Raw genomic sequence first — 26,681 nt, 5'->3', positions numbered from 1 at the left:
CTGCCCGCCCGGCCCGCCCGCCCGCCCGGCCCGACCTGTCCGGTCTGAGGCCGCGTCAGCGGAGGGCGACCCGGAGTACCCGGTCGTCCCCCGGCCCGACCTCGCCGCGGCCGTCGGTGTTGCTGGTGGTCACCAGCAGCGTGCCGTCCGGTTCGGCGAGGACGGTGCGCAGGCGGCCGTGGGCGCCGCCCAGCGACGAGGACGGGCTGTCGCCGTCCACCGGGACGCGCCAGAGGCGGGTGCCCCGCAGGGCGGCGAGCCAGATCGCGCCGTCGGCGTACGCGATCCCGCTGGGGGAGGCCTCGGCGGGCTTCCACTGGGCCACCGGGTCGGCGTAGCCCTCGCGCCCGGCGCGGCCCTCGACCACGGGCCAGCCGTAGTTGGCGCCGGGGCGGATCCGGTTGAGCTCGTCCCAGGTGTTCTGCCCGAACTCGGCCGCCCAGAGCTGCCCTTGGCCGTCCCAGGCGAGGCCCTGCACGTTGCGGTGGCCGAGCGAGTAGACGGGCGAGCCGGGGAACGGGTTGCCCGGGGCCGGGGCGCCGTCGGGGGTCAGCCGGAGGATCTTGCCGCCGAGGGAGGAGCGGTCCTGGGCCGCCTCGCCCCGCCCGGCGTCGCCGGTGCCGACGTAGAGCAGGCCGTCCGGGCCGAAGGCGATCCGTCCGCCGTCGTGGTTGCCGGCCTTCGGGATGCCGGTGAGCACGGTGCTCGCCGGGCCGAGGCCCGAGCCGGTGAGCTCGAAGCGCAGCACGCGGTTGTCCTCCTCGGCGGTCAGGTACGCGTACAGCCGCCGCCCGTCCGGCGAGACGGCCAGCCCGAGCAGCCCGCCCTCACCGCCGGCCACCACACCCGGCACCGCACCGAACTCCGTACGGGAGCCGTCCGGGGCGACCCGGGTGATCCGGCCCTCGTCCCGCGACCCGACCAGCAGCCCGCCGTCCGGCAGCCGGGCCAGGCCCCACGGGGTGTCCAGGCCCTCGGCCACCGTGCCGACCACCCGGACCGCGGGGCCCGGAGTAGGGGCCGTCGAGGAACAGCCGACGGCCAGCAGCAGTGCGGTGGCGACGCTGACCGCGCGGGGCAGGCTCATCCGGGACACCTCCTCGGTGACACCTCCCAGCACACCACGCGGCCTCGGCCGACGGAAGCCCGGTCCGTACTACGGTGGCGGGCATGACCACCAGCACCGCCGTGACCTGGGAAGTGACCGAGAGTCAGGGGTACGAGACCGCCTGGGTGGAGCTCAGCCCCGACGCCCTCACCGCCCGCGGCCGGGTGGTCGGCACCTCGCCCCGCCCGTACTGGCTCACGTACCGGCTGGAGACCGGCCCCCGCTACGTCACCCGCCGCCTGCGGGTCACCGCCGACACCGCCGGGGGCATCCGTGAGCTCGACCTGCGGCGCGACGAGCGCGGCCGCTGGGAGGCCAACGGCCGCGACCTCCCCGAGCTCGCCGAGGCCCTCGACTGCGACCTGGGGCTCTCGCCGTTCACCAACTCCATGCCGGTGCTGCGGCACGCCCTCCACCACACGCCGGGCAGCCACGAGCTCCTGACGGCCTGGGTCTCCGTCCCGGACCTGACGGTCCGTCCGTCCCGCCAGCACTACACCCACCTGGCCCCGGGCCTGGTCCGCTACGCCTCGGGCGACTTCCACAGCGAACTCACCGTCGACGATCGTGGCCTGGTCCTGGACTACCCCCGGCTCGCCCGCCGCCTGGACGTGGCCGGGCAGGAGGCGGCCGGTTAGACCATGCCGGCGGCCGAGAGGAGGACGTCGACCAGGCGCTCGGCGGCGTCGGGGCGGCCGAGCGCGCGGGCGCGGGCGGCCATGTCGGCGCGGCGGTGGGGGTCGGCGAGGAGGGGGGAGATGAGCTGGTGGAGGGCCTCGGGGGTGGCCTCGCCGAGGAGGGCCGCGGCGGCGCCGGAGTCCTGGAGGTGGCGGGCGTTGTGGGCCTGTTCGTTGCCGGCGGAGCTGGCGAGGGGGATGAAGACGGCGGCCTTGCCGAGGGCGGTGAGCTCGGCGAGGGTGCCGGCGCCGCTGCGGGAGACCACCACGTCGGCGAGGGCCAGGACGTCGGGGAGCTCGGGGCCGACGAAGCCGGTGAGGTGGTAGCGGCCGGCCAGGTGCGGCGGGAGGGTGGCGGCGTTGGCGGCCAGCTCCTCGACGTTGGCCGGGCCGCACTGGTGGAAGACGTTGGCGTACTGGAGCAGCCAGGGCAGCAGTTGGGCGATCAGGCCGTTGATCTGGGCCGAGCCCTGGGCGCCGCCGGTGACGTAGACGGTGGGGAGGGAGCGGTCGAAGCCGTACAGCCCGACGGCCTGGACCGCCTTGTCGGCGTGGCCGGTGAGCACCTCGGGGCGGACCGGATTGCCCGTCACCACGGCGGTGGCGCGGGCGGATTCGGGCAGCAGGTCGAGGGTGGACTCGGAGGAGACCGCGACCCGGGCCGCGATCTTGGCGAGCACCTTGTTGGCCAGCCCGAGCCGGACCGTCTGCTCGTGCACCACCAGCGGCCGGCCGCAGGCCTTGGCGGCCAGGCCGACCGGCACCGCCACGTACCCGCCGGTGGCGAGCACCACGTCCGGCCGGAACTCGGCGACGACCGAGCGGGCCTGGGCGGCGCCGAGCGGCACCCGGGCCATGTCCTTGACGTTGGCGGGGGAGAGCATCTTCAACGGGTTGGAGGAGCGCCGCACCTTGCCGGTGGCCACCGTCTTGAACGGGATCCCCTCGGCGGGGGCGACCCGGGCCTCCAGGCCCTTGTCGGTGCCGACCCAGAGCACGTCCAGCGAGCCGCCGGAGCGGGCCAGCCGGGCCTGGAGGGTGCGGATCGCGGTGAGGGCGGGGTAGGTGTGGCCGCCGGTGCCGCCACCGGTGACGATGAGCCGGAGCGAGCGTCCGGCGGTCGTGCTCGGTGCGTGGTGGTCGTACACGGTGGTGGCTCTCCGTCAGTTGTCCGTGGTGACGGGCGGCGAGGGCCCGGCGTTGCTCGATCGTAACCCGGACGGGTGACGCGGACTCAGGCGGTGCCGGGCCGGGGTGCTGAGCGAGCTTCGCGCCCGGAGGCCGTTTCTCCGGTGGCGTCCGCTCGTTGATGGTGTGTCAGGCCCACCCGATCAGGTGAATCTCGGGGGTGCGGGCGGGGCGGAGATCGGCGGACAGTAAAGTTAGGCTTACCTAACTCAAAGGGAGTCCGCCTTGTCCCTCACCGCCGCCCCGTCGGCCGGCGCCGCCATCCTGCGCCGCCAGCGCGTCCGCGAATCGGCCGCCCGCACCTACGCCCGCTCCTTCCCGATCGTGCCGGTGCGCGCCAACGGGATGACGGTCGAGGGCGCCGACGGCCGCCGGTACCTGGACTGCCTCTCAGGCGCGGGCACCCTGGTGCTCGGCCACAACCACCCCGTGGTGCTCGCCGCCATCCGCCGCACCCTCGACAGCGGAGCCCCGCTCCACCTGCTCGACCTGGCCACGGCGGAGAAGGACGACTTCACCACCGCCCTCTTCGAGAGCCTGCCCGAGGGACTCGCGAGGTCGTCCCGGGTCCACTTCTGCGGCCCCGCCGGGACGGACGCGGTCGAGGCGGCACTGAAGCTGATGCAGACCGCGACGGGGCGGCGCGGCGCGCTGGCCTTCACCGGCGCCTACCACGGCATGACGGCGGGGGCGCTGGCCGTCACCGGCTCGGTGGAGGTCAAGGCCCCGCTGCCGTCGGGCGGCGAGGTCACCCGGCTGCCCTACCCGTACGCCTACCGGTGCCCGTTCGGGGAGGGCGCGCGGGGCGCGGAGCTCTCCGCGACCTACGTGGAGCGGCTCCTTGACGACCCGTCGGGCGGTGTGCTGCCGCCCGCCGCGATGATCCTGGAGGCCGTGCAGGGCGAGGGCGGCGTGGTGCCGGCGCCCGACGGCTGGCTGCGGGAGATGCGGCGGATCACGGCGGAGCGGGGGATCCCGCTGATCGTGGACGAGGTGCAGACCGGCGTCGGCCGGACCGGCGCCATGTGGGCGGTGGAGCACAGCGGGATCACGCCCGACGCGATGGTCCTCTCCAAGGCCATCGGCGGCAGCCTCCCGCTGGCGGTGGTCGTCTACCGCGAGGAGTACGACGGCTGGCTCCCCGGCGCCCACACCGGCACCTTCCGCGGCAACACCCTGGCCATGGCGGCCGGAGCGGCCACCCTCCGCTACGTCGCGGAGCACGGCCTGGTGGAGCGGGCGGCACTGCTCGGCGCGCGGATGACCGCACGGCTGGACGGGCTCAAGGGGCGGCTCCCGGTCATCGGTGACGTCCGCGGCCGGGGCCTGATGATCGGCGTCGAACTGGTCGACCCCGCGGGCGAGCCCGACCGCTGCGGCTCCCACCCCGCCGACCCCGCCCTGGCCCGGCGGGTCCGCGAGGCCTGCCTCCAACGCGGCCTGATCGTCGAACTCGGCGGCCGCCACGACGCGGTCCTGCGGCTGCTCCCACCCCTCACCATCACCGACGAACAGGTCGACGCGGTCCTCGACCGCCTCGCGGACGCGATCGAAGCCAGCTAGTGCCGGGCAGCGACCCAGGGGCGCGAGGCTCTGCTGATCTGCGGCTCCGCCGCGTGGGCGCGAGTCGGAAGGCGGCTCACCTGCAACTGAGGGCACGTCAGCCAGTTGCACGTGCTGCCGTTCCCCTGCGCGCAGTTCCTCGCGCCCCCGGCATCACCTATCTGGAGCGGAGTGAAATGAGCGAGCTGCGGGACGCGGTGGAGCTGGCGTTGATCGGGTTGGAGGTGGGCGCGGCACGGCGCGGCGGCCCGGTGCCCGCGGTGAGTCCGGAGGCGTTGGCCGAGCAGGTCCGCGGGGTGCTCCGCCTTCAGGAGCAGGACGACGACGCGCTGCTGCGGTTCACCGAGCTGCTCGCGTACGGCTCCGCCGACCCCGGGCATCCGGCGTGCGCAGCACATCTGCACTGTCCGCCCCTCCCGGTCGCCGTCGCCGCCGACCTCGCCGTCTCCGCCCTCAACCCCTCCCTCGACTCCTGGGACCAGGCCCCGGCCGCCACCACCATGGAGGCCGAGCTGATCGCCGAGCTGGCCGCGTTGGCCGGCTTCGACCCGGCGGCCGCCGCCGGGGTGCTGACCACCGGCGGGACCGAGTCCAACCTGATGGGCCTGTTCCTGGCCCGCGACCGCGCGCTCGGCGGTGAGGTCTCCCTCGACGGCCTGCCGCCGGACCGGCACGGAGTGGTCCTCGCCTCGGCGGCCGTGCACTTCTCGGTGCAGCGCGCCGCCGCCCTGCTCGGCCTCGGCGAGCGCGCGGTCGTCCCCGTCGCGGTGGACCGGACGCTGCGGATGGACCCGGCGGCGCTGGCGGAGCGGTTGAAGGAGACGGTGCGTCAGGGGCGGACGCCGGTCGCGGTGGTGGCCACGGCCGGGGTGACGGACACCGGGGCGGTGGATCCGCTGCCGGCGGCGGCGGAGCTGGCGGCGGAGTACGGGGCCTGGCTGCACGTGGACGCCGCGTACGGCGGCGGGGCGCTGCTGTCCGAGCGGCTGGCGCCGCTGCTGGCCGGGATCGAGCGGGCGGACTCGGTCTCGCTCGACTGGCACAAGTTCGGCTGGCAGCCGGCCGCCGCCGGGGTGTTCCTGGCCCGGCGGGCGGAGAGCTTCGGGCCGCTGGAGCGCCGGGCGGTCTACCTCAATCCGGTGGACGACGACGAGGCCGGGTACCCGAGCCTGCTGGGCCGTTCGCTGCGCACCACCCGGCGGGCCGACGCGTTCAAGCTGCTGGTCACGCTGCGCACCTACGGCCGGGCCGGGCTGGGCGCGCGGGTGGAGGCCTGCCACGAACTGGCCCTGGCCACCGCCGACTCGGTCCGCGGGATGCCCGGTCTGGAGCTGTACTGCGAGCCGGTGCTGAGCACGGTGGTGTTCCGCTACCGCCCGGAGGGCGGGGCCGGGCCCGAGGAGCTGGACCGGCTCAACGCGGAGCTGCGGCGGGAGCTGCTGCGGACCGGCCGGGCGGTGGTGGGGCGCACCGAGCTGCCCGGCGAGGGGCCGGGGCGGATCCGGTTGAAGCTGACCCTGCTCAACCCGGAGGCGGTGCCCGCCGACACGGCGGCGGTGCTGGCGGAGGTGGTGGCCGTCGGAGGGCGCATCAGAACCGAACGGGCCGGACGGAAGTGACGTATGGTGAGAAAATAGGACACTCACAGTGATGGCAGGTGGTTGGCTGTGGCGAACCGGACCGTGCTGATCGAGACCTCCAAGGGCTCGGTCACCGTGGAGCTCTACGAGGACGAGGCACCTGTCACGGCGGCGAACTTCGCCGACCTGGTGGGCCGTGGTTTCTACGACGGGCTGACCTTCCACCGGCACGAACCGGGATTCGTCGTCCAGGGCGGCGATCCGAAGGGCAACGGCACCGGCGGTTTCACCGATCCGGAGACCGGCCAGGAGCGCACCATCCCGCTGGAGGTGAAGTCGGATCTGAAGCACGGTGAGGCCGGCGCGGTGGCGATGGCCCGCAGCCAGAATCCCAACAGTGCCTCCAGCCAGTTCTACATCACCCTCGGCCCGGCCCCCTTCCTGGACATGAACTACGCGGTGTTCGGCCGGGTCAGCTCCGGGATGGACGTGGTCGAGCAGCTCAGGGCCGGTGACAAGGTGGTCCGCGCCACCTTTGGCGGCTGACCGGGGAATTGGCGGAAAGGACAGCCGGGGCACCGCTCCGGCTGTCACAATTCGTAGGTAAGACAGAGCAGTTGACGCCCCGTGGGTAATTCCGGGGTGGATCCGTGGACATACCTTCGCCGGAGCTGTCCAGCTGTTTTCGGCCGCTGTCGGACGGGATTTCGCCAACCGCCGGTGTGTGCTTGCGAATCGCACGAAGCCCGGCGGTAACTTCTTGTAGCCGCCGCCACACCGGGAGCACACGGCTCCTTGGGACTCGCGGCGCGAGGGAGCAGCGAACCCGCCGTCATCCGGCGTGGCCACTCCCGCATCTGCTCGACCCTTCCCCCGTACTCAGCCCTGTCCTGCGGAGGCCTCGGCATGACCGAAACACTCCTGAGCACCACTTTCAGCACCTTCCAGGCCCTCCCGTTCTCCGACCGCTGCCACCGGGTCTGGCAGCGCGGCGACCACCTGCTGATCGGCGTCAGCCCGGGCAACAGCTACTTCAGCCAACTGCGGATCGCCCAACTCGTCCGCTGGGGGCGCCAGTTCTTCCAGGCCGTGGACGTGGTCTACGCCGACCTGCACGTCGACACCCAGTACGCCGTGAACGGCTACCCGGCCGAGCTGGCGCTCCGCCGGGCCGGAAAGGAGATCAAGGCGACCAGGCGCCGGATCGAGCGCGGGGTGGCGCTGGCCGCCCGGACCGGGGTCGGTGTGCACGCCCTCTCCGAGTTCGCCGACACCGCGGTCTACCGGCGGCTGCGCGGCGAGGTGGCGTCCGCGCTGGCCGAGGACGCCGAGTTCCGCACCGCCGCCGAACTGATGGCGGCTGGGTTCCTGGCCTCCCGGCTGCCCGAGGGCGAGGACCCCACGGCGGAGCAACTGGCCGCCGGGCTCGGCTACATCGCCGCCGAGCTGCCGTTCTTCCTGGACACCCCCGCCCTGCTCGGCGTGGAGTCCTCGGTCTCCTGCTACCACGTCGAACTCCCGCTCACCCCCGTCCTGTTCGGCCGCGACCACGGCCTGCGGGCGGCCCCCGGCCAGGGCTACGCGGTGCTCCGGCCCCGCGCCCTGCCGCAACTGGCCGAAGCCGCCTGACTCCTGAGACCTGTTGAGAAGAGAGCCTTCCGATGACCACGAGTGCAGAGTGCCCGTACACCTTCCCGCTCTCCCGGCGCGGCGACGTGCTGCCCGAGGAGGCCACCCTGCTGCGGGAGCAGGCCCCCGTCGCCGGGGTGACCACGCTGACCGGCGATCCGGCCTGGCTGGTGAGCAGTTACGAGCTGGCCAAGCAGGTGCTGGAGGACGAGCGGTTCAGCCTGAAGGACACCGCCAACCCGGGCGTGCCGCGCCAGTACGCGCTGACCATCCCGCCGGAGGTGGTCAACAACATGGGCAACATCAACAGCGCCGGGCTGCGGGACGCCGTGATGAAGACCCTCTCCCCGCGCGCCGACCGGGAGTTGACCGGCTGGCTGGAGGCCGAGGCACACCGGCTGGTGGACCAGCTGGCCGCCAAGGGAGCACCCGGCGAGCTGCGGGACGGCTTCACCGAGCCGTACTCGGCGGCGCTGCACTGCCGGCTGCTGGGGATCCCGACGGACGACTGGCGGCAGCTGATGTCCGGGATCGACGTCGCCTTCCTGACCAGCCCCGAGGTGTTCGAGGGCTCGGCGGCCAACTGGTACCGCGATCTCGCGTACATGCTGGGCCAGTTGAACGCGGAGCCGAAGCCGAAGGAGGGGCTGCTCGGGCGGTTCGCGGCGCTGCGGGAGGAACGGGACGACCTGGAGGACGACGAGCTGCTGGCCACCGTGGCGCTCTCGCTCTTCGGCGCGGGGGCGGTCTCGACCTCCGCCTTCCTGCTGCACGCGATCATCGCGCTGCTGAAGCAGCCGGAGCTGGCGGAGCGGCTGCGGCGGGAGCCGGCCGTGATCGGCCGGGCGGTGGACGAGCTGCTCCGGTACAACCTCTCGATCGGCGACGCCCTGCCGCGGCTCGCCCTGGAGGACGTCCAGCTCGGCGAAGTGCTGGTCCGGAAGGGCGAGTTGGTCCTGGTCCTGATCGAGGGCGCCAACTACGACCCGGCGGTCTTCCCGGATCCGGAGCGGATCGACTTCGACCGCGAGACCAACCCCCACCTCGCCTTCGGCGCCGGCCGCCACTTCTGCCCGGCCTCGGCCCTCGGGCGCACCCACGCGGAGATCGCCCTCCAGGTTCTGGTGGAACGCCTCCCGGAGCTGCGCCTCGCCATCCCGGTGGAGCAGTTGGCCTGGCGCCCGGGCTTCATCAAGCGCCTGCCGGAGCGCCTCCCCGTCCTCTGGTGACCCGGGCGGCCCCCGGCGGGACGGCCTCGGCCTCGGCCTGCCCGGGCTGGGCGGAGGCCGTCTCGCGTGCCCGGTAGCGCCCCGGTGTGGTGCCGAAGTGGCGGGTGAAGGCGTGCGAGAACGCGTACGGGGTCCCGTAGCCGACCCGGTGGGCGATGGCGGCGAGCGAGTCGGTGGTGTCCCTCAGCAGGGTGGCTGCGAAGGTGAGCCGCCACCAGGTGAGGTAGGCCATCGGAGGGCGGCCGACCAGGGCGGTGAACCGGCGGGCCAGGGTCGGGCGGGAGACGCCGGCCGCGGCGGCCAGGCGGTCGTTGGTCCACCCGGCGGCCGGGTCGGCGTGCAGGGCGCGCAGCGCGGCCGCGGCCACCGGGTCGCCGAGCACGGCGGACCACGCGCCGGTGCTGTCCTCGGCCAGCCAGGCGCGGACCATGTACACCAGTAGCAGGTCGAGCAGGCTGGGGACGGCGAGCTGGCCGCCGGGCCGCTGCTCGAGGAGTTCGCCGCCGAGCAGGTCGATGGCGGCGCGCAGTCCGGGGTGGCCGCCGACCCGGTTGGGCAGGTGGACGACGGGTGGCAGCTCGGCCATCAGCGGGTGGGTGCGGCTACGGTCGATCCGGTACTTGCCGCAGAGCAGCTCGACCTGGCCGGGTCCGGTGCGGGGCGGGCGGGGTGCGCTGCCGTCCATCAGCCGCTCGAACGGCACGGCCGTGCCGGCGGCGGCCGCCGGGTCGCCGTCCGCGTCCAGCAGGACGTGTCCGGTGCCGTGCGGCAGCAGCACCGCGTCACCGGTGCGGAGCGTGAGCGGCTCGCCGTCGTCGAGCAGGAGCCGGCAGCCGCCTTCCAGCACCACGTGGAACCCGGCACCCTCGTACGGGGACAGCCGGGTGCTCCAACTCCCGGCGGCCCGGAAGCGGTTGCTGGAGGGCCTGCCGACCCGCACCGCCGCGATCGCGTCGCTCACTACGTCCATGGGCGCAGCCTAGTCATCCACTCGCCGCTGAGACGATCGCGTATCGAACTGAGCCGATACGGCATTTGACGCATCATCCGGTGCTCCTAGGCTCGTCGGCATGAGCATCGAGAGCGCACAGCGCATCCTCCTCGGCGACGTCGAGGCCATCCGCATCGTCGAGTACCAGGGCCCGTTCCGGCCGGCCTCCGAGCTGGTCCCGGAGGCTCCGCCCGAGCTGTGGCGGGAGAACGCCGACCGGCTCGCCCCCGACCACTGGGATCCGGCGACCGGCGAGGCGGTGATGGCCCTGCAGACCTGGGTGCTGCGCAGCGGCGGGCGGACGGTGGTGGTCGACACCGGGGTGGGCGACGGCCGGGAGCGGCCGGACGCACCGCAGTTCCACCAGCGGCAGGGGCGGTTCCTGGAGCGGCTGGCGGAGGCCGGAGTCCGCCCGGAGGAGGTGGACACCGTGGTCAACACCCATCTGCACGCCGACCACGTCGGGTGGAACACCCGGAGCGAGAACGGCAGTTGGGTACCGACCTTCCCCAACGCGCAGTACCTGCTGCCTGCCGCCGACGACCGCTACTACGGGCCGGGCAACGACTACGGGCGGGGCGTGACGGCGACCGCGCGGCTGCTCTACGAGGACAGCATCGCGCCGGTGCACCGGGCGGGGCAGCTGGTGCTCTGGGAAGGAGCCCACACCATCGACCGCAACCTGGTGCTGGAGCCGGCGCCCGGCCACACGCCCGGGTCGGCCGTGCTGCGGCTGACCTCCGGCAGCGACCGGGCGGTGTTCGTCGGCGACCTGCTGCACAGCCCGGTGCAGATCCTCGACCCGTCCCGCAACAGCTGCTTCTGCCTGGACCCGGACCGGGCCGCGGCCAGCCGCCGCCGCGTCCTCGAACGCGCCGCCGATCGCCGCGAGTTGGTCTTCCCGGCCCACCTGGCCGGCCCCGGCGCGACCGAGGTCCGTCGTTCCGGCAGCGGCTTCACCCTCGTCGGGTGGGCGGCGGCCTGAACGGTCAGCCCGTCAGGACGGTGCGGACGTGGTCCCAGGTGGCGGGGTCGGCGGCGACCAGGAGGCCCTCGGGGCCGCCCGGGGGGTCGGGGATGTAGGGGGTGCCGTCCAGGCGGGCGGAGACGCCGCCGGACTCGGTGACCAGGAGGGAGCCGGGGGAGTGGTCCCAGGGGAGGGTGCGCCAGTAGAGGATGAACTCGAGCTCGCCCTCGGCGACCAGGGGGTACTCGATGCCGGCCGCGCGCAGGCCGCCGGAGGTACGGCCGAAGACGGTGGCGGCGGACTGGAGGCGGTGGTGCTCGGCCGGGTCCAGGAAGCGGCTCTTGAGGACGCCGCGCCACTTCTCCGCCGGGTCGGTGACGGGCGGGCGGAGCAGCCGGTGGCCGTTGCGCCAGGCGCCGGAGCCGAGCTCGGCGGCGTAGGCCGTACCGGTGACGGGCTGCCAGATCCAGCAGGCCACCGTCTGCCCGGCGCGGACCAGGGAGGTCATCACCGCGTAGTCGGGGTTCCCGGCGGCGAAGTTGGAGGTGCCGTCGACCGGGTCCACCAGCCAGACAGCGGGTTCGGTGAGCAGGGCCCGGGCCAGCGCGGGGTCGGCGGCGACGGCCTCCTCGCCGACCACGGGGACGGGGAGCAGCTCGCGCAGCCGCCGGGAGATGATCACCTCGGCCTCCCGGTCGGCGACCGTGACCACCTCGCCGGGGGCCTTCTCCATCACCTCACCGGCCGCCAGTGCCCGGAACCGCGGCTCGACCACCTCGGCCGACGCCTCGGCGAGGATCTCGGCCACCTTCTCCATCAGCACCTTCGTGCTCCCTTCACCCACCACCACTCTCCCACGCCTCCCCCCGCGCCGACCTGCCGGGTTGGCTCCGACGGGTCGTCAGCGGGCGCGGCGGCGAACGTCGCCCGGCCCTGTCACCGGCGGCAGGGTTCCAGGATGCGGGCACGGGCGAGAACGGCGACATGATTCGCACCGACACCGTCAGCACCGACACCGTCAGCACCGGCAGCGGGGGGCGGCCGGTCCGGGGGAGTAGGGGCCCCGGACCGGTGCGGCGGGTCAGCCCAGGTAGTGGAAGCCCGGGCGGGGGTGCATCAGGAACTCGTGGTGGGAGATGTTCCAGGCGTAGGCCCCGGCCATCGCGAAGACCACCCGGTCGCCGGCCCGCAGGGCGTCGACCGGCTGGTGGGCGGAGAGCACGTCCTTGGGGGTGCAGAGCTGCCCGGAGACGGTGACCCGGCCGGTGGTGACGGCGGGGCGGTCCCAGGGGTGCGGCCACTCCTCGACGGGCTGGACGGTGAAGGGCTGGTCGTGGCCGCGGGTGGCGGGGGTGCGCAGGTGGTGGGTGCCGCCGCGGACGATCGCGAAGTCCTCGCCGTGGCTCTGCTTCACGTCCAGCACCTCGGTGGCGTAGTAGCCGCAGTACGAGGTGAGGGCCCGGCCGGGCTCGATCCGCAGGGTGAGGCCGGGGTGACTGTCCAGCAGCTCGGCCAGGCCCTTGCCGAAGGCGGCCCAGTCGAAGCGGGCGGACGGGTCGGCGTAGTCCACCGCCATGCCGCCGCCGACGTTGACCTCGTGCAGGGTGAAGCCGTGCTCCTCGGCCAGCGCCGCCGACCAGGCCACCACCCGCTCGGCGAGGCCGAGTTGGGCGGCGGCGTCCAGCCCGCTGGCCAGGTGGGCGTGCACGCCGCGCAGTCGCAGCCGCTCGAAGCCGGGCTCCGCCAGCAGCCGCACGCAGCGCTCCACCAGCGCCGGGTCCAGGCCGAAGGAGGTCGGCCGGCCGCCCATGGCCAGCTTCACGCCGTCCAGCGAGCCGTCGGTGACGGGCAGGTTGGCGCGCAGCAGCACGTCCACGGGTTCGACGGCGAGATGGGCGAGCGAGGCCAGCAGGCGCAGCTCGTGCTCGCTCTCCACGTGCCAGCGCCGCACGCCGAGCTCCAGCGCGGCGGCGATCTCGGCCGGGGTCTTGCCGGGCCCGCCGAAGGCCAGCGGGTGGTCCGGGACGGCGGCACGCACATGGGCCAACTCGCCGCCGGAGGACACCTCGTAGCCGTCCACCGCGCCGGCCAGCGCGGCCAGCACCGGCTGCTCGGGATTGGCCTTGGCGGCGTAGTACAGCTCGACCCGCTCGGGCAGCGCGGCCCGGACCTCGGCCGCGTGGGCGCGCAGCTCGGCCAGGTCGTAGACGTAGACCGGGAACTGTTCGGGCGTCAGGGACGCCACCAGCTGCGAGACGGACTCGGACATCAGACGCTCCAGCTCAGTGCGAGGACGGACTCGCCCAGCGGCGAGGGCAGCGGAACGTAGCCGGCCTCGCGGTCGGCCTTGCGCGCCCAGCGGGTCAGCAGGTTGGCCTTGGCGGGCAGCGGCACCCCGGCGAGCAGGGCGGCCAGCCGCGGCGGGCAGCCGTGGGCGTCGGCGTACTCGCCGAGCACGGACCGGAGTTCGGCCCAGAAGGCGGCCTCCGACCCGGGGTGCAGGTCGGCCAGGGCGGAGACGAACTCGGAGAGGTGGTTGACCACCAGGCAGTAGACCACCCGGTCCCAGCCGCGCTGCGCGTCGTAGGTCATCGGCCCGGCCACCTCGGGCGGCAGGGTGGCGAGCAGCCCGGAGTTCTGTTCGGGGAGCAGCTTGGTGCCCTCCAGGTCGCGGTAGAGCACCTGGACCGGGCGGCCCGCGTCGTCCACGCCGACCAGCACGTTCTGCAGGTGCGGCTCCAGCACCACGCCGTGCTCGAAGTAGGCGGAGAGCACCGGCGGCACCGCCAGGCGCAGGTAGGCGCCCCACCAGTCCAGCGCCTCGGCCGGGCCCGACCCGTCGAGCAGGACGCCGAGTTGGGCCGAGCTGGTCGGGTACTCGTCGGCCACCGCGGCGGCCAGCAGCGCGGTGACGCCCGGCTTGAGGTGGCGCTCCAGGCCCTCGCGGACGATCAGGCCGAAGCCCTCGAAGAGCGAGAGGTCCGGCTCGCCGTCCGGGCCGGGCAGGGCCAGGGTGCGGAAGGCGGGCTCGCGCAGCATCGCGGCCTCGGGGTGCCGCTCGGCCAGGGCGGCGAAGGGCTCGGCCAGCAGCCTGGTCAGGGTGACGGCGCCGGTCAGCTCGTAGGCGGCGTTCTTGCGCAGGCAGTTGGTGATCCGCACGTTCAGGCTGAACTTGAGGAAGGCACCGGCGCCGTGCAGGGTGCGCACCGAGGCGGTGGCGGTGAAGTCCTCGCCGCGCTCGCCGAGGTCGATCACGTCGCCGCGCCCGATCGCGGCGGTCAGGCCCGGGTGGTCGTGCAGGAGCTCGTACTGCCAGGGGTGGGCGGGCAGCAGGGTGTAGCCCTCCGGCACCTCGCCGAGCGAGTCCAGCAGGGCGAGTGCGCCCGGGTCGGCGGTGTCCTGGGCGATGTACTCGCTGCGCACCGCGAGGTGGCGCAGCCGGAACGCGGCCCGGGCCTCGGGTGCGTAGTCATCCCAGGAACCGCGCTCGGCGTAGCGGGACTTGGGGGCCGGGTGGAAGCGGTGGCCGAAGACCAGGGCCTGCTCGGACTCCAGGTAGCGGTCGGGGCCGGCGGCGGGGCGGCGGTCCAGGCCGTGGGCCACCCCGGCGCGGCTGGAGGTCAGCTGGGCGAGGAACTCCTCGTTGGTGACGCCGGTGCGCAGGGTGAGCTCGGCCTGCACGTGCCCGGCCAGCTCCTGCCAGGTCAACTCCCGCTCCTCGCCCGGGCCTTCCTCGACCACCGGGCCGGTGAAGCGGTGTGCGCCGACCAGCGAGGTGCGGCGCAGCGCGACCCGCAGGGTGACGCCCCGCCGGGGCAGCCGCAGGTGCAGCATGCCGTCGGCGACGGCGCTCTGGTGCTCGGGGCCGGAGACCTCGCGGAGCAGGCAGTTGAGCAGGGTGTGCGCCACCGCGTGGTCGGCGGTGGGCAGTTCGGTGGGCGCCACGGACCGCAGGTCGGTGGAGGCGTCGGTGTTGATACCGGTGTCGGTGTCAGCGGGAGAGGGCATGGGTGTGGCTCCTGCGGGAGAGGAGGGCGAGGAGGGCGGCGGCCAGCGCGGCGACGGTGCCCGTCAGCACGGGGGCGGAGGCACCGAAGGCGCCGTTGACCAGCGCGGCCACCACCCCGGCGGCGACCGCGCCGCCCTTGGAGACGAATTCGAGCGAGCCGAACATCCGGCCCGGGGCCCGGCCGCGCGCGGCCTCGGCGGCGAGCACCGAGAGGCAGACCAGACCGAGGGTCAGGCCGACGCCGAGCAGCAGACGGGCGAGGGTGAAGGTGAGCAGGGAGTGGGCCGGCCAGTGCGCGGCCAGGCCCAGGGCGACGAAGCCGAGGCCGAGCGCCATCCCGGTGCGCGGACGCTCGGCGAAGCGGGTGTGGACACGCCCGGCGGCGGCCAGGTAGCACAGGTGCGGCAGCGCGAACAGCAGTCCGGTGACGGTCCCGCCGACCCCGGGCAGCCGCTCCTGGACCAGCGAGACCAGGTACGGGAAGGAGATGATGGTGGAGAAGACGAAGCCGAACTCCAGCGCGTAGAGCAGCTTGAGCGAGCCGACGGGCTGCTCGGCGCCGTCGGCGGCGGAGCGGGCGGGCCGCTCCGGGCAGGCCGGTTCGGGCAGCAGGAAGAGCAGTGCGGCGGCGGCCAGCGGTAGTACGGCCATCACCAGGTACTGCCGGTGCGGGGATATCCAGGGGGAGAGGGCGCCGACCAGGATCGGCGCGGCCACCAGCGAGGCCCGGGCGGCGCCCTGCATCAGGGTGAGCGCCTTGGAGAGCTGGGAGCCCTCCAGCGCCGCCGCCAGGTAGCCGTTGGTGGCGGCGAAGGTGCCGCCGAGGAAGCCCTGGAGCACCAGCGCCACCGTGAAGGCGGGCAGGCTGTCGGCCCACCCGGCCAGCAGGAACGAGACCGTGAGCCCGAGTTGGGCCCGCAGCAGCAGCCGCTTGCGGCCGAAGCGGTCGGCCAGCCGGCCCCAGAGCGGGGCGCCCAGGCCGCTGAAGACCGTCGGCACGATGTAGAGCACCCCGGCCCAGCTGCCGTCCGCGTCACCGAGCCCGGGCAGGATCGCGGTGAGGAAGGGCGGCAGGCCGAGCGCGGCGAAGGAGGCGACGAAGTAGCAGGCGGCGACGGCGTGCACCTGACGGCGGGCCAGCCCGGCCGGGGCCGGGTCCGGAGCCAGGGCGGTGCGCTCGGCGGCAGCGGTGCTCATCGGCCGGCCGCCGGGGTGCGCTCCGAAGTGCTCTTCGGAAGCAGGTAGTTGGGGCCGGAGGTGTAGTGCTTGTTGATGTCGGTGGCGCCCGAGCGCTCCTTGCTGAGCAGCGAGCCGGCCGTGACCATCGCCTTCACCGGCAGCCGCTCGGCCTCCAGCAGGGCGGCCCGCAGGCTCTCCCCGGCCGGGCCGATCCGGTCCACCGAGCGCTCCAGCACCTCGCGCAGCAGGCCGAGGGTCTCGGCCAGCGGGGCCCGGCCGTGCTCGGCCAGGCCGAAGGCCAGCGAGGCGGTGCAGAGGTGGCCGGTGATGGTGGTGAACAGGTCGGCGATCGCCCGGTCGTCCTCGGAGAAGGTCCGCGGGTCGGTGAAGTCGGCGGTGTAAACCGCGAGTTCGCCGACCCGGGCGGAGTTCACCCGGGGGCCGTCGTTGTCCTTGTAGAGCAGCCGCAGCCGGGTGGCGCCGTCCACGGTGTCCAGCACCAGCGAGGTGTTCTGCTGGTGCGACTCCAGGGCGAGGCCCAGGCCGAACAGGGTGGTCTGCCAGTCGATCAGCAGCTCCAGCAGGTCCCGGTAGAGGGCGAGAGCCGAGCCGTCGTAGAAGCGCCCGGCCAGCAGGTCGATCACCAGCCCGCCGGGGGCCTCGGCCAGCAGCGAGGCCAGCGGCACCGTCACGGCCCGCTCCAGGCCCGCCGGGTAACGCCGGGCCAGCACCGCGACCAGCTCGTGGCCGGTGTGCGCGTAGCCCTGCTCGTCGGCGTGCAGGATGCGGTCGGCGAAGCGCGGCTCGCGGGCCAGTACGGCCTCGATCAGCCGCTGCCCGGCGGCGCCGTCCTCCAGGACCCCGGGCTTGATGGTGCGCCGGTTGCGCAGGCCGAGGGTGGCGGTGGCCAGCGGCAGCTTGAGGTGCCACTCGGGGTGCTCGACCAGGGCGACGGTGCGCATCGACAGGGTCGGCACCACCTCCAGGTAGGAGGGATCGGCCAGCACCGCGCCGGGGGTGGCGGCCAGCGCGTCGGCGGTGCTCAACGGGTGGACCGGGAGGGGCAGGTGACTGCCGGTCAGCTCAGGCAGGCCGAGGCGCTCCAGGGTCGGCCACCAGGCGGGGCGCTCCCCGAGGGTGTCCGCCGCGAGTGCGGCGGTCGGCACGGCCAGCCAGCGCAGTTCGAAGGAGGGGTGGAACTCCGGTGCGTAGGAGCGGAGTTCGGCGTCGCTGAGGCCGGAGCGGCCGCGCGCGGTCGGGTAGACCGGGTGGTCCAGGAAGGCGGCCAGGGTGTCGAAGGCGACCGAGGCGTCCAGGCCCTCCCAGTGGGCGGGGTCCTCGCCGTGGCGCAGCGTCAGCAGGTCCAGCACCTGGCCGTGGACGGCCTCGTGCAGCTCCATGGTGGCCAGGGTCTGGCGGCACTCCTGGGCGAAGCCCCGGTAGCCGTCCCGGTCCTGCGGGTCGGCCAGCTCGGCCAGGTGCGCCAGGACGGCGTCCAGTGTGGTGAGTTCACGGCCGTCGGCGCGCAGCAGCGGGAGCCGGGCGGTCCACTCGCTCTGGAAGCCGTCCGGGCGGACCGGCAGGGCCAGCGTGCCGGCCCGCAGCCAGGCGCCGTCGGCCCGCTGCTCCAGGGTGCTCTGGGTGCGCAGGCCGAGCACGTCCTCGCGCAGCAGGGCGCCGAGCACCCGCAGGGTCAGCTGTTCGGCGGCGGTGTGGAGCCGGACGGCGCTCATGCGCCGATCTCCCAGCGGTTGGCGGCGACGAACTCCGCCACCGTGCGGTCCACCGACTCCTGGTCGGGGCCGACGGCCCAGACCATGCCGAGGTAGTCCCGGTTGGTGCCGTAGTGGTCGTGCTTCTCGCCGACCTCGCGCACCGGGCGGTAGGAGAGCCGCACGCCGTCCAGCTCGCCGTCGTACGGGCCGGGGGCGGCGAGCAGGGTGCCGGCCCGGTCGGCCAGCACGCCCTCGTTCCGGGCCCGCCGGTCGGTGCGGGCGCCCAGGTCGGCCGGGAGCGGGACACCGAGGTGGGCGTTGAGGACGTGCTCGAAGAACGGGATCTCCAGCAGCTCGGCCAGCATCAGGTCACAGGTGTCGCCGATGGCGCGGTAGTTGACCTCGATCAGGCGGGCCCGGCCGTCGGCCTGCACCACGAACTCGGTGTGGCAGGCACCGAGGTCGACGCCGACCGCGTCCAGCTGGGCGAGCACCTGGGCGGTGACCGCCTCCGGGTGCGCCGGGACGTAGAACAGCACCTCCTCGATGAAGTTCGGCGGCGGCGAGAGCCGGGTGTGGAAGCCGCCCAGCACGTGCCGGGTGGTGCCGTCGCCCAGCGTCTCCAGGGTGTACAGCTCACCGGTCAGGAACTCCTCGACCAGCAGCACCGCCCCGGCCCGGCGGCCGCGGATGGCCTCGACGGCGGCGGCCAGCTGGGCCGCGTCCTCGACCAGGGTGACGTCCTCGCTGGCCACGCCCTCGCGCGGCTTGACCACGCAGGGGAACGGCGGGGTGAGGGCGGCCGGGTCGTCCTCCGGGGACAGCTCGGCGGACCAGACCTCGTCCAGCCCGGCGGCGGCCAGGTGGCGGCGCAGCTCGCCCTTGTTCTTGGCCCGGAAGGCGGCCTTCCAGTCCTTGCCCGGCAGGCCGAAGTACTCGGCGGCCAGCGCGGTCTGCATCTGGAGGTGGTCGCTGTTGCTGAACACCGCGTCGGGCGCCGGGAGTTGCGAGATCAGGCCGATCACCTCGCGGTGGTCCTGGACCGCGCACTCCAGCACCTCGGGCGCGAACTCCAGGCCCTCGTAGGCGCGTCGGTGCGCCTCGGCGTGGTCCGTGAGCACGGTGACCGTCAGGCCCAGTCTCGCTGCGGCGGGCAGGAATCCCTGGGTGACGGAGTCGGTGGGGTTGAGCGCGAGCAGGTACATCCGCATGCCGGAAGGTCCTCTTCGGGGTGAGGGGGTGGCCGGGGGAGGCGTGGTGTGGGCACGCCTCCCCGACGGCCGGGAGGGGGTGACTACTTGGGCGCCTCGACGCCGGCGGCCTTGGCGATGTCGCCGAGCATCTGCTCCGCGGCCAGCACACCGATGCCCGACATCCAGGTCTCGTCCGGCACGTTGAAGACCTTGTTGTTCTTCACCGCGTTCAGGCCCTGCCAGACCGGGTTGGCCTGGGTCTCGGCCTGCTTGGTCTTGCTCGGGTCGGTGGCGACCGTGACGAAGACCAGGTCGGCGTCGGCCTGGCTGATCTGCTCGGTGGAGATGTCCAGGATGTTCTTGTCCACGTCCTGCGCCGCCGGGCGGTTCAGGCCGATGTCCTTGAGCACGGTGCCCGAGTAGGAGGACTTGGCGTAGAGGCGGGTCGGGCCGGCCACGAAGCGGACCACCGAGGCGGTCGGCTCGGTGCCGCCGTTCTTGGCCTTGATGGCCTCGCCGAGCTTCTTGGCCTTGGCCTCGTAGTCGGAGAGCTTCTGCTTGGCCTCGGCCTCCTTGCCCAGCGCCTGGGCGTAGAGGGCCAGGTTCTCCTTCCACGGGAAGCCCGTGGTCTCGGCCATCACGGTCGGGGCGATGGCGTTGAGCTTGTCGTAGACCTTCTCGTGCCGGACCTTCGAGGTCAGGATCAGGTCGGGCTTCAGGGAGGCGATCAGCTCCAGGTTCGGCTCGGCGCTCGGGCCGACGTCCTTGGTGCCCTTCACCTTGCCGTCGAGGTAGGCCGGGAAGCCGCCCTCGGTCTTCAGGTGCGGGGCCACCGCGCCGACCGGGGTGATGCCCAGCAGGACCACGTCGTCCAGCTCGCCGCTGTCCAGCACCACGACCTTCTTGGGCTGGGCCTTGATCTCGGCGGTGCCCATGGCGTGCTTGACGCTGCGCGGGAAGACCGCGGCGTCGGCGGCCTTCGAGCCCTCGGCGGCCGGCTTGGCGTCGCCCGAGGTGGCGCTCGAGCCGCAGGCGGCGAGCGAGACGGTCAGGGCGGCGGCCAGGAGGACGGCGGGGGTTCTGCGCATGACGGGGGTTCCTTGCTGTGAGTGGGTGCGAGCAGGGTGGAGCGACCGGCGGCGGGGCGGGGGAGCCAGGGCCGGGAGTACGGGGGGTGAGGGTGCGTCAGACGCGCGCCGGGCGGCGGCTCCTGGCGCGGGGGACGACCAGTGGGGTGCCGGTCTCCGGGTCGGGGACGATCTGGCAGGGCACCTGGAAGACGCTCTCCACCAGTTCGGCGGTGAGCACCTCGGCCGGTGCGCCGGCGGCCATCAGGTGACCGTCCTTCAGCACCACCAGGTGGTCGGCGTACCGGGCCGCCTGGCCGAGGTCGTGCAGCACCATCACCACGGTGCGGCCGGCCTCCTCGTGCAGGTCGGCGACCAGGTCGAGCACGTCCAGCTGGTGGCGCAGGTCGAGGAAGGTGGTCGGCTCGTCCAGCAGCAGCAGCTCGGTGTCCTGGGCCAGCGCGAGCGCGATCCAGGCTCGCTGGCGCTGGCCGCCGGAGAGCTGGTCCACCGGCCGGTCGCGCAGCTCCGCCGTCCCGGTCCGGGTCAGCGCCTCCTCGACGGCGGCCTGGTCGGCGGCCGACCACGGGCTGAGCATCCGCTGGTGCGGGTACCGGCCGAGCCGGACCAGCGACTCCACGGTGATCGCCTCGGGGGTGACGGGGCTCTGCGGCAGCAGGCCGAGCCGCTTGGCCAGCGCCCGGGCCGGCATCCGGTGGATGTCGGAGCCGTCCAGGGTGACGGTGCCGGCCGCCGGGGCCAGCAGCCGGGTCAGGCCGCGCAGCAGGGTGGACTTGCCGCAGGCGTTCGGGCCGACGATCGCGGTCACCGCGCCGCCGGGCAGGTTGAGGTCCAGGCCGTCCACGATCAGGCGGTCGCCGTAGCGCAGCTGGAGACCGGCGGTGGCCAGCTGGTTGGCCTTGGTGGCGCTGCCGACGGCCGGGCGTTCGGTGGTCATGCGTTCCTCCCCTTGGGCAGGCGCCCCTGGCGGATCATCAGGATCAGCAGCCAGGGCGCGCCGAGGGTCGCGGTGACGGCGCCGACCGGCAGGCCGTGGACGGGCAGCAGGTTGAGCACCGCGTAGTCGGAGCCGAGCAGCAGCAGGGCGCCGGTGAGCGCGGTCAGGGCGAGGGTGCCCGGGGTGGGCGGCCCGGCCAGGAAGCGGACCAGGTGCGGCACGGCCAGCGCCACGAAGGAGACCGGGCCGGTCAGCCCGGCCGCCAGCGAGGCCAGCGTGACGGTGAGCAGCAGCAGCGCCAGCCGGGTGCGGTGCGGGTCGAGCCCGAGACCGCCGGCCGAGTCGTCGCCCAGGTCCAGCACGGCGACCTGACGGTTCAGCAGGAACACCAGCACGGTGAGCACGGCGATGGCCGAGCCGCAGAGCTGGATCTCGGTCCAGTTCCGCCCGTAGAGCGAGCCGGTGGTCCACTGCATGGCGGAGGAGGCCAGCTCGGCCGGGAAGCGGACGATCATCAGGTTGACCGCGGCCGCCAGCCCGGACTGCACCGCCAGGCCGACCAGCACCAGCCGGGTGACGGCGATCCGCGAGCGCCAGGCGAAACCGCCGAGCAGCAGCGCGGCCAGCAGGCCGCCGCCCAGCGCGGCCAGCGGGATGAGCAGTTGGGAGGCGCCCAGCGCCAGCATCAGCACCGCGCCGAAGGAGGCGCCGCCGGTCACCCCGACCACGTCGGGCGAGGCCAGCGGGTTGCGGAACAGGCGCTGCAGCAGCGAGCCGGAGACCGCCAACGCGGCGCCCGCGATCAGCGCGGAGACCACCCGGGGCGCGCGGAACTCCTGCACCACCAGCACGTTGCCCGAGTCGCCCAGGCCGACCAGCGCGCGCAGCGCGTCCAGCAGCGGCAGCTTCACCTGACCGGTGCTCAGGGCCAGCCCGGTGAGCAGCACCAGAGCCACCGTCAGGGCCAGGCCGGTCAGCAGGGTGCGGCGGCGCTGCCGGGCCGGCGCGCTGGTGCGCGGCGCGGCGGGCGTGGCGAGGACGTCGGCGGTCATCAGCGGGCCACCTTCCGGGCCAGCAGCGCGAGCAGCGGGGCGCCGAGGAAGGCCGTCACGATGCCGACCTCGATCTCGGAGGGACGCACCACCAGGCGGCCGAGCACGTCGGCGGCGAGCAGCAGCACCGGGCCGCCGATCATGCAGCCGGGCACCAGCCAGCGGTGGTCGTTGCCGAGGAAGGGACGGAGCAGGTGGGGCGCGGCCAGCCCGATGAAGGCCACCGGCCCGGCCACCGCGACGGCGGTCCCGGCCAGCAGGATCACCGCCAGTCCGCCGAGCACCCGGATCCGGGCCACCGGCACGCCCAGCGACTGGGCGGCCTCGTCGCCGAGCGCCAGCGCGTTCAGCGCGGGGGAGACCAGCAGGGCCAGCACCAGGCCGATCAGCAGCAGCGGCAGCACGGGGTACAGCACGTCCAGGCTGCGGCCGCCGATCGAACCGGCCAGCCAGAACCGGGCCTCGTCCAGGGTGCGGCGGCTGGCCAGCATCACGGCGGAGGTCCAGGCGGTGAGCACGGCCGTCAGCACGGTGCCGCCGAGGGCGAGGCGGACGGGGTCGAGGTCGCCCGAGCGGCGGGCCATCGAGTAGGCCAGGACGGCGGCGCCCGCCGCGCCCGCGAGGGCGAACCAGACGTACTCGATGGGCTGACTGAGCTTCAGGGCGAAGATGGCCACCACCACGGCCAGGCCGGCGCCCGCGTTGATCCCGAGGGTGGTGGGGGCGGCCAGCGCGTTGCGGGTGACGCCCTGGGCGACCGCTCCGGCGGCGCCGAGCGCGGCGCCGACCGCGAGTCCGATCACCGTGCGGGGGACCCGCAGGCCGGTGACCACGTCGGCGTCGCCTCCGGTGATCCGCCCTGACAGCGCGTCAAGGACGGTGCCCAACGGGATCGGTCGCGTCCCGAGGGCGAGGCTGAGCGCCGCGCACAGCACGAGCGCGGCGAGACCGACGAGCAGGACGAGAGTTCGCCTGGCCGGGGAGGTCCGCTGCGCCGGGGCTGTGGAGTCCGGCTGGTCGGTGGTGAGCACAGGGCAAGATCTTAGGTTAGCTTGCCCTAAGTGAGTCAAGCCGGATCGTGTGGCTTTCTCATCTCGCCCCGATGTCTATAAGGTGAGGCTCACCTTATTCGATCTAGGAGACCGGATGCTCCAGGTGGTGCCCGCAGCCCCCTCCGAGGCTGCCCGACTGGCCGAGACGCTGCGCTCGGTGGTCGACGTCTGCGGGACGCTCCGTGTCCGGATCATCGAATCCGGCAAGGACGCGCCGACGGACCGTCAGGGCTGGATCCCGGTCTCCGAACTCCCGGCCCGGGTCGAGGACCTGATCGCCGGTGAGGTGACCCGGATCACGGAGGAGCACGGCGCCGTCCCTCGCCCGCACGTGGCCGCCTCCCGCCTGCTGCACCACTACCTCTGGTCCGTCTGCCTGCTCTTCACCGGCCCCTGGTACCTGACCGGCCGGATCCCGGCGATCGACCCGGAACAGCTCTGGATCTCGCCCGCCACCGGGGACCTGGCGCTCCGCCCCGGCTGCTCCGCCCCCGGCGACGAGCACCTGCTGCGGGCCGCCGTGGCCGACCACGTCACCCCCGTGCTCGACGCCTTCCAGCCGCACCTGCGGCGCGGAGCCCGCGCCCTGTGGGGCATGGTGACGGACGATCTGGTCTCGGGCATCTGGTACCTCGGCCGGATGCTCGGCCAGGAGGACCACGCCGCCCGCACCGCCGCCGCCGTCCTCCCCGGCTCCACGGCCCCGTTCCCCGGCGGAGCCGACTTCCGCACCCTCCCCGGCACCGAGGGCCGCACCCACCTCACCCGCACCCGCCTGGGCTGCTGCCTCTACTACGCCGTCAAGCCCCCCGCCGCCTGCGTCACCTGCCCCCGCACCCCCGACGCCGAACGCGTCGCCCGCCTGGAGGCCTGACCCACCCGGCAGTTGACGGAGAGCACCCCTCGCCCTGGGCACGCCACCGCCGGCTGCCTACCGTGGTGCAGTGCGCCGGTCCCCGCCACTTCCTGAGGGCGACGGGGACCGGCCTCGCCCGCGGCTGCGCCCCGTAGGGGCGCGAGGAACTGCGCGAGTTCGGAAGGCGGACCAGCGCTAGATCGGGGCACGAGAGCCAGTTGCACGTGTTGCCGTTCCCCCGCGCGCCGTTCCCCCCGCCCCCGGAGGCGTTAGGCCACTGCGGGGCGGTAGCGGTCGGCGGTGGCGGTCGCTGCTGTGAGGAGCAGGGCGGCGAGTGCGAAGCAGGCCGTGAGGGTGAACGGCGCGGTGGAGCCGTAGCTCTCCGCGATCCGGCCGGCGGCCAGGGTGCCGGCCGCCTGGGCGAGGGTGATCGAGCTGACCAGGGCGGCCATCGCCTCGCCCAACCGGGCGGTGGGGACGGTCCGTTCGACCAGGCCGAACATCGTGATCATCTGGGGCGCGACCGCCAGCCCGAGCCCGCCCACCGCGAGGGCCAGGCCGGTGACGGTGGAGACCAGCAGCAGCGGCAGTGCGGCCGCGAGCAGCAGCCCCGCCGAGACCCGCAGTCGCAGCGGCAGGTCCCAACGGGCGGGCAGCGCCGCCGTGATGACGCCCGCCACCGCGCTGGTGCCGCCCATCAGTCCGTAGACCAGTCCCGCCGCCCCCGGGTGGCCGAAGGCCTCGGCGGAGGCGGTGACCCCGACCTGGACCGAGCCGAAGCAGGCGCCGAGCAGCCCCATCCCGGCCAGCAGGAGCGCGTACGGCGTGCTCAACAGCCGCCCGGGTGACCGCTGTTGGGTGCCGTGGCCGGGTGCGGCCGTCGGGTGGAGGGCGAACAGCGTGCCGCAGACCGCGACCAGCCCGGCGGCCAGCAGCAGTCCGGCGGCCGGATCGACCAGGGTGGCCAGCAGACCGATCACCGCGGGCCCGGCCGTGAAGCTGATCTCGTCCACGGTGCCGTCCAGCGAGAGCGTCGCCGAGGTCAACTCGCCGTCCCCGTCCGCCAGTCGGATCCAGCGGCTGCGGGCGAGCGGGCCGATCAGCGGCACCGAGAGCCCGATCAGGGTGGCGGCGGCGAGTTGCAGCGGCATGGCGGCGTCCAGTCGCGAGCCGAGCACCAGGGCCACGATCGCCAGCGCGTTGACGGCAGCCGCGACGAGCCCAACGCCGCGCTGTCCGTGCCGGTCGGCCAGCCGTCCGACCAGCGGGCCGCCGGCCGCCTGGCCGAGGGCGAGCACGCCGGTCGCGGCCGAGCCGCGCCAGACACTGCCGGAGTCGTGGGTGACCAGCAGCAGCGCGCCGATCGGGCACATGGCGTTGGGCAGCCGGCCGAGCGCGGACCAGAGCAGCACCCGCCCGCCGGTGAGTCGTGCGGCGGTCGCGAACGTGGCGACGACGCCGGTGGAGAAGACAGCGGCCATCCCAGCCCCCCGGGAGTCCGGGCCGGTCTCGGGGCGCCCGCCTCCCGTCCACCGGCCCTGAGGAGTGGTCATCCCGCGGGTGCGTGACCCGACCCTAGGGCGGCTGGACGGTGTGAAGGAACAGTGCGATCACCCAAGCGGGACGCCCCCTGACGGACCGTGACAGGGGGCGTCCTACCAAGACCGACCGGCAATCGGGGGGCGGGCCACGCACCTCGTAGGTTGGTGCTGCCCGGCGGCGCAAGCCGTCTCAGGATTCGACCAGTGCCCGGTACTCCGCCGCCACCCGGCGGTCCATCGCGAGGCCGAACTGGGCGTCCGCCACCGAGCGGGCCAGCGGCCGCAGCCGCCGCACCTTCTCGGCCAGCCGGGCCGCCTCACCCGGCGTCAGCTCCGCCACGTGCTCCAGCGAGCCGAGCAGTTGATCGCGGATCAGCGAGGTGAACGCCTCCGCCATCGCGTCCGCGTACTCCTGCGCCTTCCGGCTGACCTCCAGTACCGCCTCCAGCGGGACGCCCTCGGCCACCAGCTCCCGGGTGGCGTCCATCAGCCGGCGGCTGACGTGGGTGATGCCGTCCTCCTCGACCGTGACGTAGCCCTGGGCGATCGACTCGGCCGTGGTGGTCTCGGTCAGCTGCTCGCCGAAGGCCTGCTGCAGTTCGGTCCAGCTGAGGTGGACCGGGGTCTCGTCGGACCATGGTGCGGTGATGGCGTCGCGCAGCCCGATCAGCCCGGCCACGTCCTGCCCGCTCTCCCCGGCCCCGATCAACTCGGCGATCCCGCCCAGGGTGTGACCGCGTTCCAGCAGTTCGCCGATCACCCGCAGCCGCTCCAGGTGCCGCTCCCCGTACCAGGCGATCCGGCCCTCCCGGCGGGGCGGCTGGAGCAGCTTGCGCTCCCGGTAGAACCGCAGCGTGCGGGCGGTGATCCCGGCCGCCTCGGCCAGCTCCTCGACCCGGTACTCGCGCTGTCCGCGCCGCTGCTCGATCTCCACGGCGCCCAGCATAGGCGCGGCGCGGGCCCGGCCGGTCGTGGAAAACCGATGCTGTCCGCCTTCTTCCACTGAGTGTCAGCAAGGACTACCCTGCCAATCGCGCCAGCAATTACTGGCGCGGTTCTAATGGAGCGGAGACGCCCGCTCCGCACCGCTCCCGCTCCGCACCGCTCCCGCTCCGCACCGCTCCCGC

General features: G+C 74.1%; 23 protein-coding genes. 8 read left to right on the top strand and 15 right to left on the bottom strand.

Annotated elements, in window-relative coordinates; translation table 11 throughout:
• Positions 1 to 55 precede the first annotated feature (55 nt).
• Entirely contained in the window at positions 56 to 1,087 is a 1,032-nt protein-coding gene (locus ACZ6ZR_RS04025; protein ID WP_465639105.1) for a PQQ-dependent sugar dehydrogenase, read from the bottom strand.
• 83 nt (positions 1,088 to 1,170) lie between these two features.
• On the opposite strand from ACZ6ZR_RS04025, the gene ACZ6ZR_RS04020 reads away from it, so the two are divergent.
• Complete coding sequence (locus ACZ6ZR_RS04020) at positions 1,171 to 1,746, top strand: putative glycolipid-binding domain-containing protein (protein ID WP_465639103.1); 576 nt, start codon at positions 1,171 to 1,173, stop codon at positions 1,744 to 1,746.
• Here ACZ6ZR_RS04020 and ACZ6ZR_RS04015 read toward each other — a convergent pair.
• Positions 1,743 to 2,933, bottom strand: a complete 1,191-nt coding sequence (locus ACZ6ZR_RS04015) for a UDP-N-acetylglucosamine--N-acetylmuramyl-(pentapeptide) pyrophosphoryl-undecaprenol N-acetylglucosamine transferase (protein ID WP_465639101.1) — start codon at positions 2,931 to 2,933, stop codon at positions 1,743 to 1,745. The genes ACZ6ZR_RS04020 and ACZ6ZR_RS04015 overlap by 4 nt on opposite strands.
• A 265-nt stretch (positions 2,934 to 3,198) precedes the next feature.
• Here ACZ6ZR_RS04015 and ACZ6ZR_RS04010 point away from each other — a divergent pair, with 265 nt between their 5' ends.
• From ACZ6ZR_RS04010 to ACZ6ZR_RS03990, 5 genes are all read left to right on the top strand, one after another.
• Positions 3,199 to 4,536, top strand: a complete 1,338-nt coding sequence (locus tag ACZ6ZR_RS04010) for a diaminobutyrate--2-oxoglutarate transaminase family protein (protein ID WP_465639100.1) — start codon at positions 3,199 to 3,201, stop codon at positions 4,534 to 4,536.
• Between the two features lie 176 nt (positions 4,537 to 4,712).
• Entirely contained in the window at positions 4,713 to 6,155 is a 1,443-nt protein-coding gene (locus ACZ6ZR_RS04005) for a pyridoxal phosphate-dependent decarboxylase family protein (RefSeq protein ID WP_465639098.1), read from the top strand.
• A 48-nt stretch (positions 6,156 to 6,203) separates the two neighbouring features.
• Positions 6,204 to 6,662: a peptidylprolyl isomerase gene (locus ACZ6ZR_RS04000; RefSeq protein ID WP_465639096.1), complete on the top strand. Its 459-nt coding sequence runs from the start codon at positions 6,204 to 6,206 to the stop codon at positions 6,660 to 6,662.
• A gap of 360 nt (positions 6,663 to 7,022) precedes the next feature.
• On the top strand, positions 7,023 to 7,745 hold the full coding sequence (locus ACZ6ZR_RS03995) for a tRNA-dependent cyclodipeptide synthase (protein WP_465639094.1): 723 nt from the start codon (positions 7,023 to 7,025) through the stop codon (positions 7,743 to 7,745).
• Positions 7,746 to 7,777: 32 nt separating this feature from the next.
• Positions 7,778 to 8,974 (top strand): cytochrome P450, encoded by a 1,197-nt coding sequence (locus ACZ6ZR_RS03990; protein WP_465639092.1) that lies wholly within the window; start codon positions 7,778 to 7,780, stop codon positions 8,972 to 8,974.
• Here ACZ6ZR_RS03990 and ACZ6ZR_RS03985 read toward each other — a convergent pair.
• On the bottom strand, positions 8,937 to 9,944 hold the full coding sequence (locus ACZ6ZR_RS03985) for an AraC family transcriptional regulator (protein WP_465639091.1): 1,008 nt from the start codon (positions 9,942 to 9,944) through the stop codon (positions 8,937 to 8,939). The genes ACZ6ZR_RS03990 and ACZ6ZR_RS03985 overlap by 38 nt on opposite strands.
• A gap of 100 nt (positions 9,945 to 10,044) precedes the next feature.
• On the opposite strand from ACZ6ZR_RS03985, the gene ACZ6ZR_RS03980 reads away from it, so the two are divergent.
• On the top strand, positions 10,045 to 10,950 hold the full coding sequence (locus ACZ6ZR_RS03980; protein ID WP_465639089.1) for an MBL fold metallo-hydrolase: 906 nt from the start codon (positions 10,045 to 10,047) through the stop codon (positions 10,948 to 10,950).
• 4 nt (positions 10,951 to 10,954) lie between these two features.
• Here the strand turns inward: ACZ6ZR_RS03980 and ACZ6ZR_RS03975 are convergent, their stop codons facing one another.
• From ACZ6ZR_RS03975 to ACZ6ZR_RS03930, 10 genes are all read right to left on the bottom strand, one after another.
• A complete protein-coding gene (locus tag ACZ6ZR_RS03975; protein ID WP_465639198.1) occupies positions 10,955 to 11,749 on the bottom strand; it encodes an inositol monophosphatase family protein in 795 nt (264 codons plus the stop codon).
• 264 nt (positions 11,750 to 12,013) lie between these two features.
• Positions 12,014 to 13,201 carry a type III PLP-dependent enzyme gene (locus ACZ6ZR_RS03970; RefSeq protein WP_465639087.1) on the bottom strand — a complete coding sequence of 396 codons (1,188 nt, stop codon included), beginning with the start codon at positions 13,199 to 13,201 and terminating at the stop codon, positions 12,014 to 12,016.
• Entirely contained in the window at positions 13,201 to 14,940 is a 1,740-nt protein-coding gene (locus tag ACZ6ZR_RS03965; RefSeq protein WP_465639085.1) for an IucA/IucC family protein, read from the bottom strand. Before ACZ6ZR_RS03965 ends, ACZ6ZR_RS03970 begins: the two co-directional genes overlap by 1 nt.
• Entirely contained in the window at positions 14,924 to 16,138 is a 1,215-nt protein-coding gene (locus ACZ6ZR_RS03960; protein ID WP_465639084.1) for an MFS transporter, read from the bottom strand. Before ACZ6ZR_RS03960 ends, ACZ6ZR_RS03965 begins: the two co-directional genes overlap by 17 nt.
• Positions 16,135 to 17,853, bottom strand: a complete 1,719-nt coding sequence (locus ACZ6ZR_RS03955) for an IucA/IucC family protein (RefSeq protein ID WP_465639082.1) — start codon at positions 17,851 to 17,853, stop codon at positions 16,135 to 16,137. Before ACZ6ZR_RS03955 ends, ACZ6ZR_RS03960 begins: the two co-directional genes overlap by 4 nt.
• Positions 17,850 to 19,046, bottom strand: a complete 1,197-nt coding sequence (locus tag ACZ6ZR_RS03950) for an ATP-grasp domain-containing protein (RefSeq protein ID WP_465639080.1) — start codon at positions 19,044 to 19,046, stop codon at positions 17,850 to 17,852. Before ACZ6ZR_RS03950 ends, ACZ6ZR_RS03955 begins: the two co-directional genes overlap by 4 nt.
• An 83-nt stretch (positions 19,047 to 19,129) precedes the next feature.
• Positions 19,130 to 20,116, bottom strand: coding sequence for an ABC transporter substrate-binding protein (locus ACZ6ZR_RS03945; protein WP_465639079.1), 987 nt, complete (start codon positions 20,114 to 20,116; stop codon positions 19,130 to 19,132).
• 97 nt (positions 20,117 to 20,213) lie between these two features.
• The gene (locus ACZ6ZR_RS03940) at positions 20,214 to 21,053 is read right to left on the bottom strand and encodes an ABC transporter ATP-binding protein (RefSeq protein ID WP_465639078.1); all 840 of its coding nucleotides are present in this window, start codon (positions 21,051 to 21,053) and stop codon (positions 20,214 to 20,216) included.
• Positions 21,050 to 22,105: a FecCD family ABC transporter permease gene (locus tag ACZ6ZR_RS03935; RefSeq protein WP_465639076.1), complete on the bottom strand. Its 1,056-nt coding sequence runs from the start codon at positions 22,103 to 22,105 to the stop codon at positions 21,050 to 21,052. Before ACZ6ZR_RS03935 ends, ACZ6ZR_RS03940 begins: the two co-directional genes overlap by 4 nt.
• On the bottom strand, positions 22,105 to 23,064 hold the full coding sequence (locus tag ACZ6ZR_RS03930; protein ID WP_465639196.1) for a FecCD family ABC transporter permease: 960 nt from the start codon (positions 23,062 to 23,064) through the stop codon (positions 22,105 to 22,107). Before ACZ6ZR_RS03930 ends, ACZ6ZR_RS03935 begins: the two co-directional genes overlap by 1 nt.
• Positions 23,065 to 23,251: 187 nt before the next feature.
• Between ACZ6ZR_RS03930 and ACZ6ZR_RS03925 the strand changes: the two genes are divergently transcribed.
• Entirely contained in the window at positions 23,252 to 24,031 is a 780-nt protein-coding gene (locus ACZ6ZR_RS03925) for an iron-sulfur protein (RefSeq protein WP_465639074.1), read from the top strand.
• Positions 24,032 to 24,282: 251 nt separating this feature from the next.
• Here ACZ6ZR_RS03925 and ACZ6ZR_RS03920 read toward each other — a convergent pair whose 3' ends face one another.
• The gene (locus tag ACZ6ZR_RS03920; RefSeq protein WP_465639072.1) at positions 24,283 to 25,494 is read right to left on the bottom strand and encodes an MFS transporter; all 1,212 of its coding nucleotides are present in this window, start codon (positions 25,492 to 25,494) and stop codon (positions 24,283 to 24,285) included.
• Between the two features lie 250 nt (positions 25,495 to 25,744).
• Positions 25,745 to 26,488: a MerR family transcriptional regulator gene (locus tag ACZ6ZR_RS03915; protein WP_465639070.1), complete on the bottom strand. Its 744-nt coding sequence runs from the start codon at positions 26,486 to 26,488 to the stop codon at positions 25,745 to 25,747.
• Positions 26,489 to 26,681: the final 193 nt, after the last annotated feature.

This window comes from Kitasatospora sp. NPDC088742 (assembly GCF_055584905.1).
The sequence above is the reverse complement of the archived record's forward strand: the minus strand, read 5'-3'. Positions and strand labels throughout refer to the sequence as shown.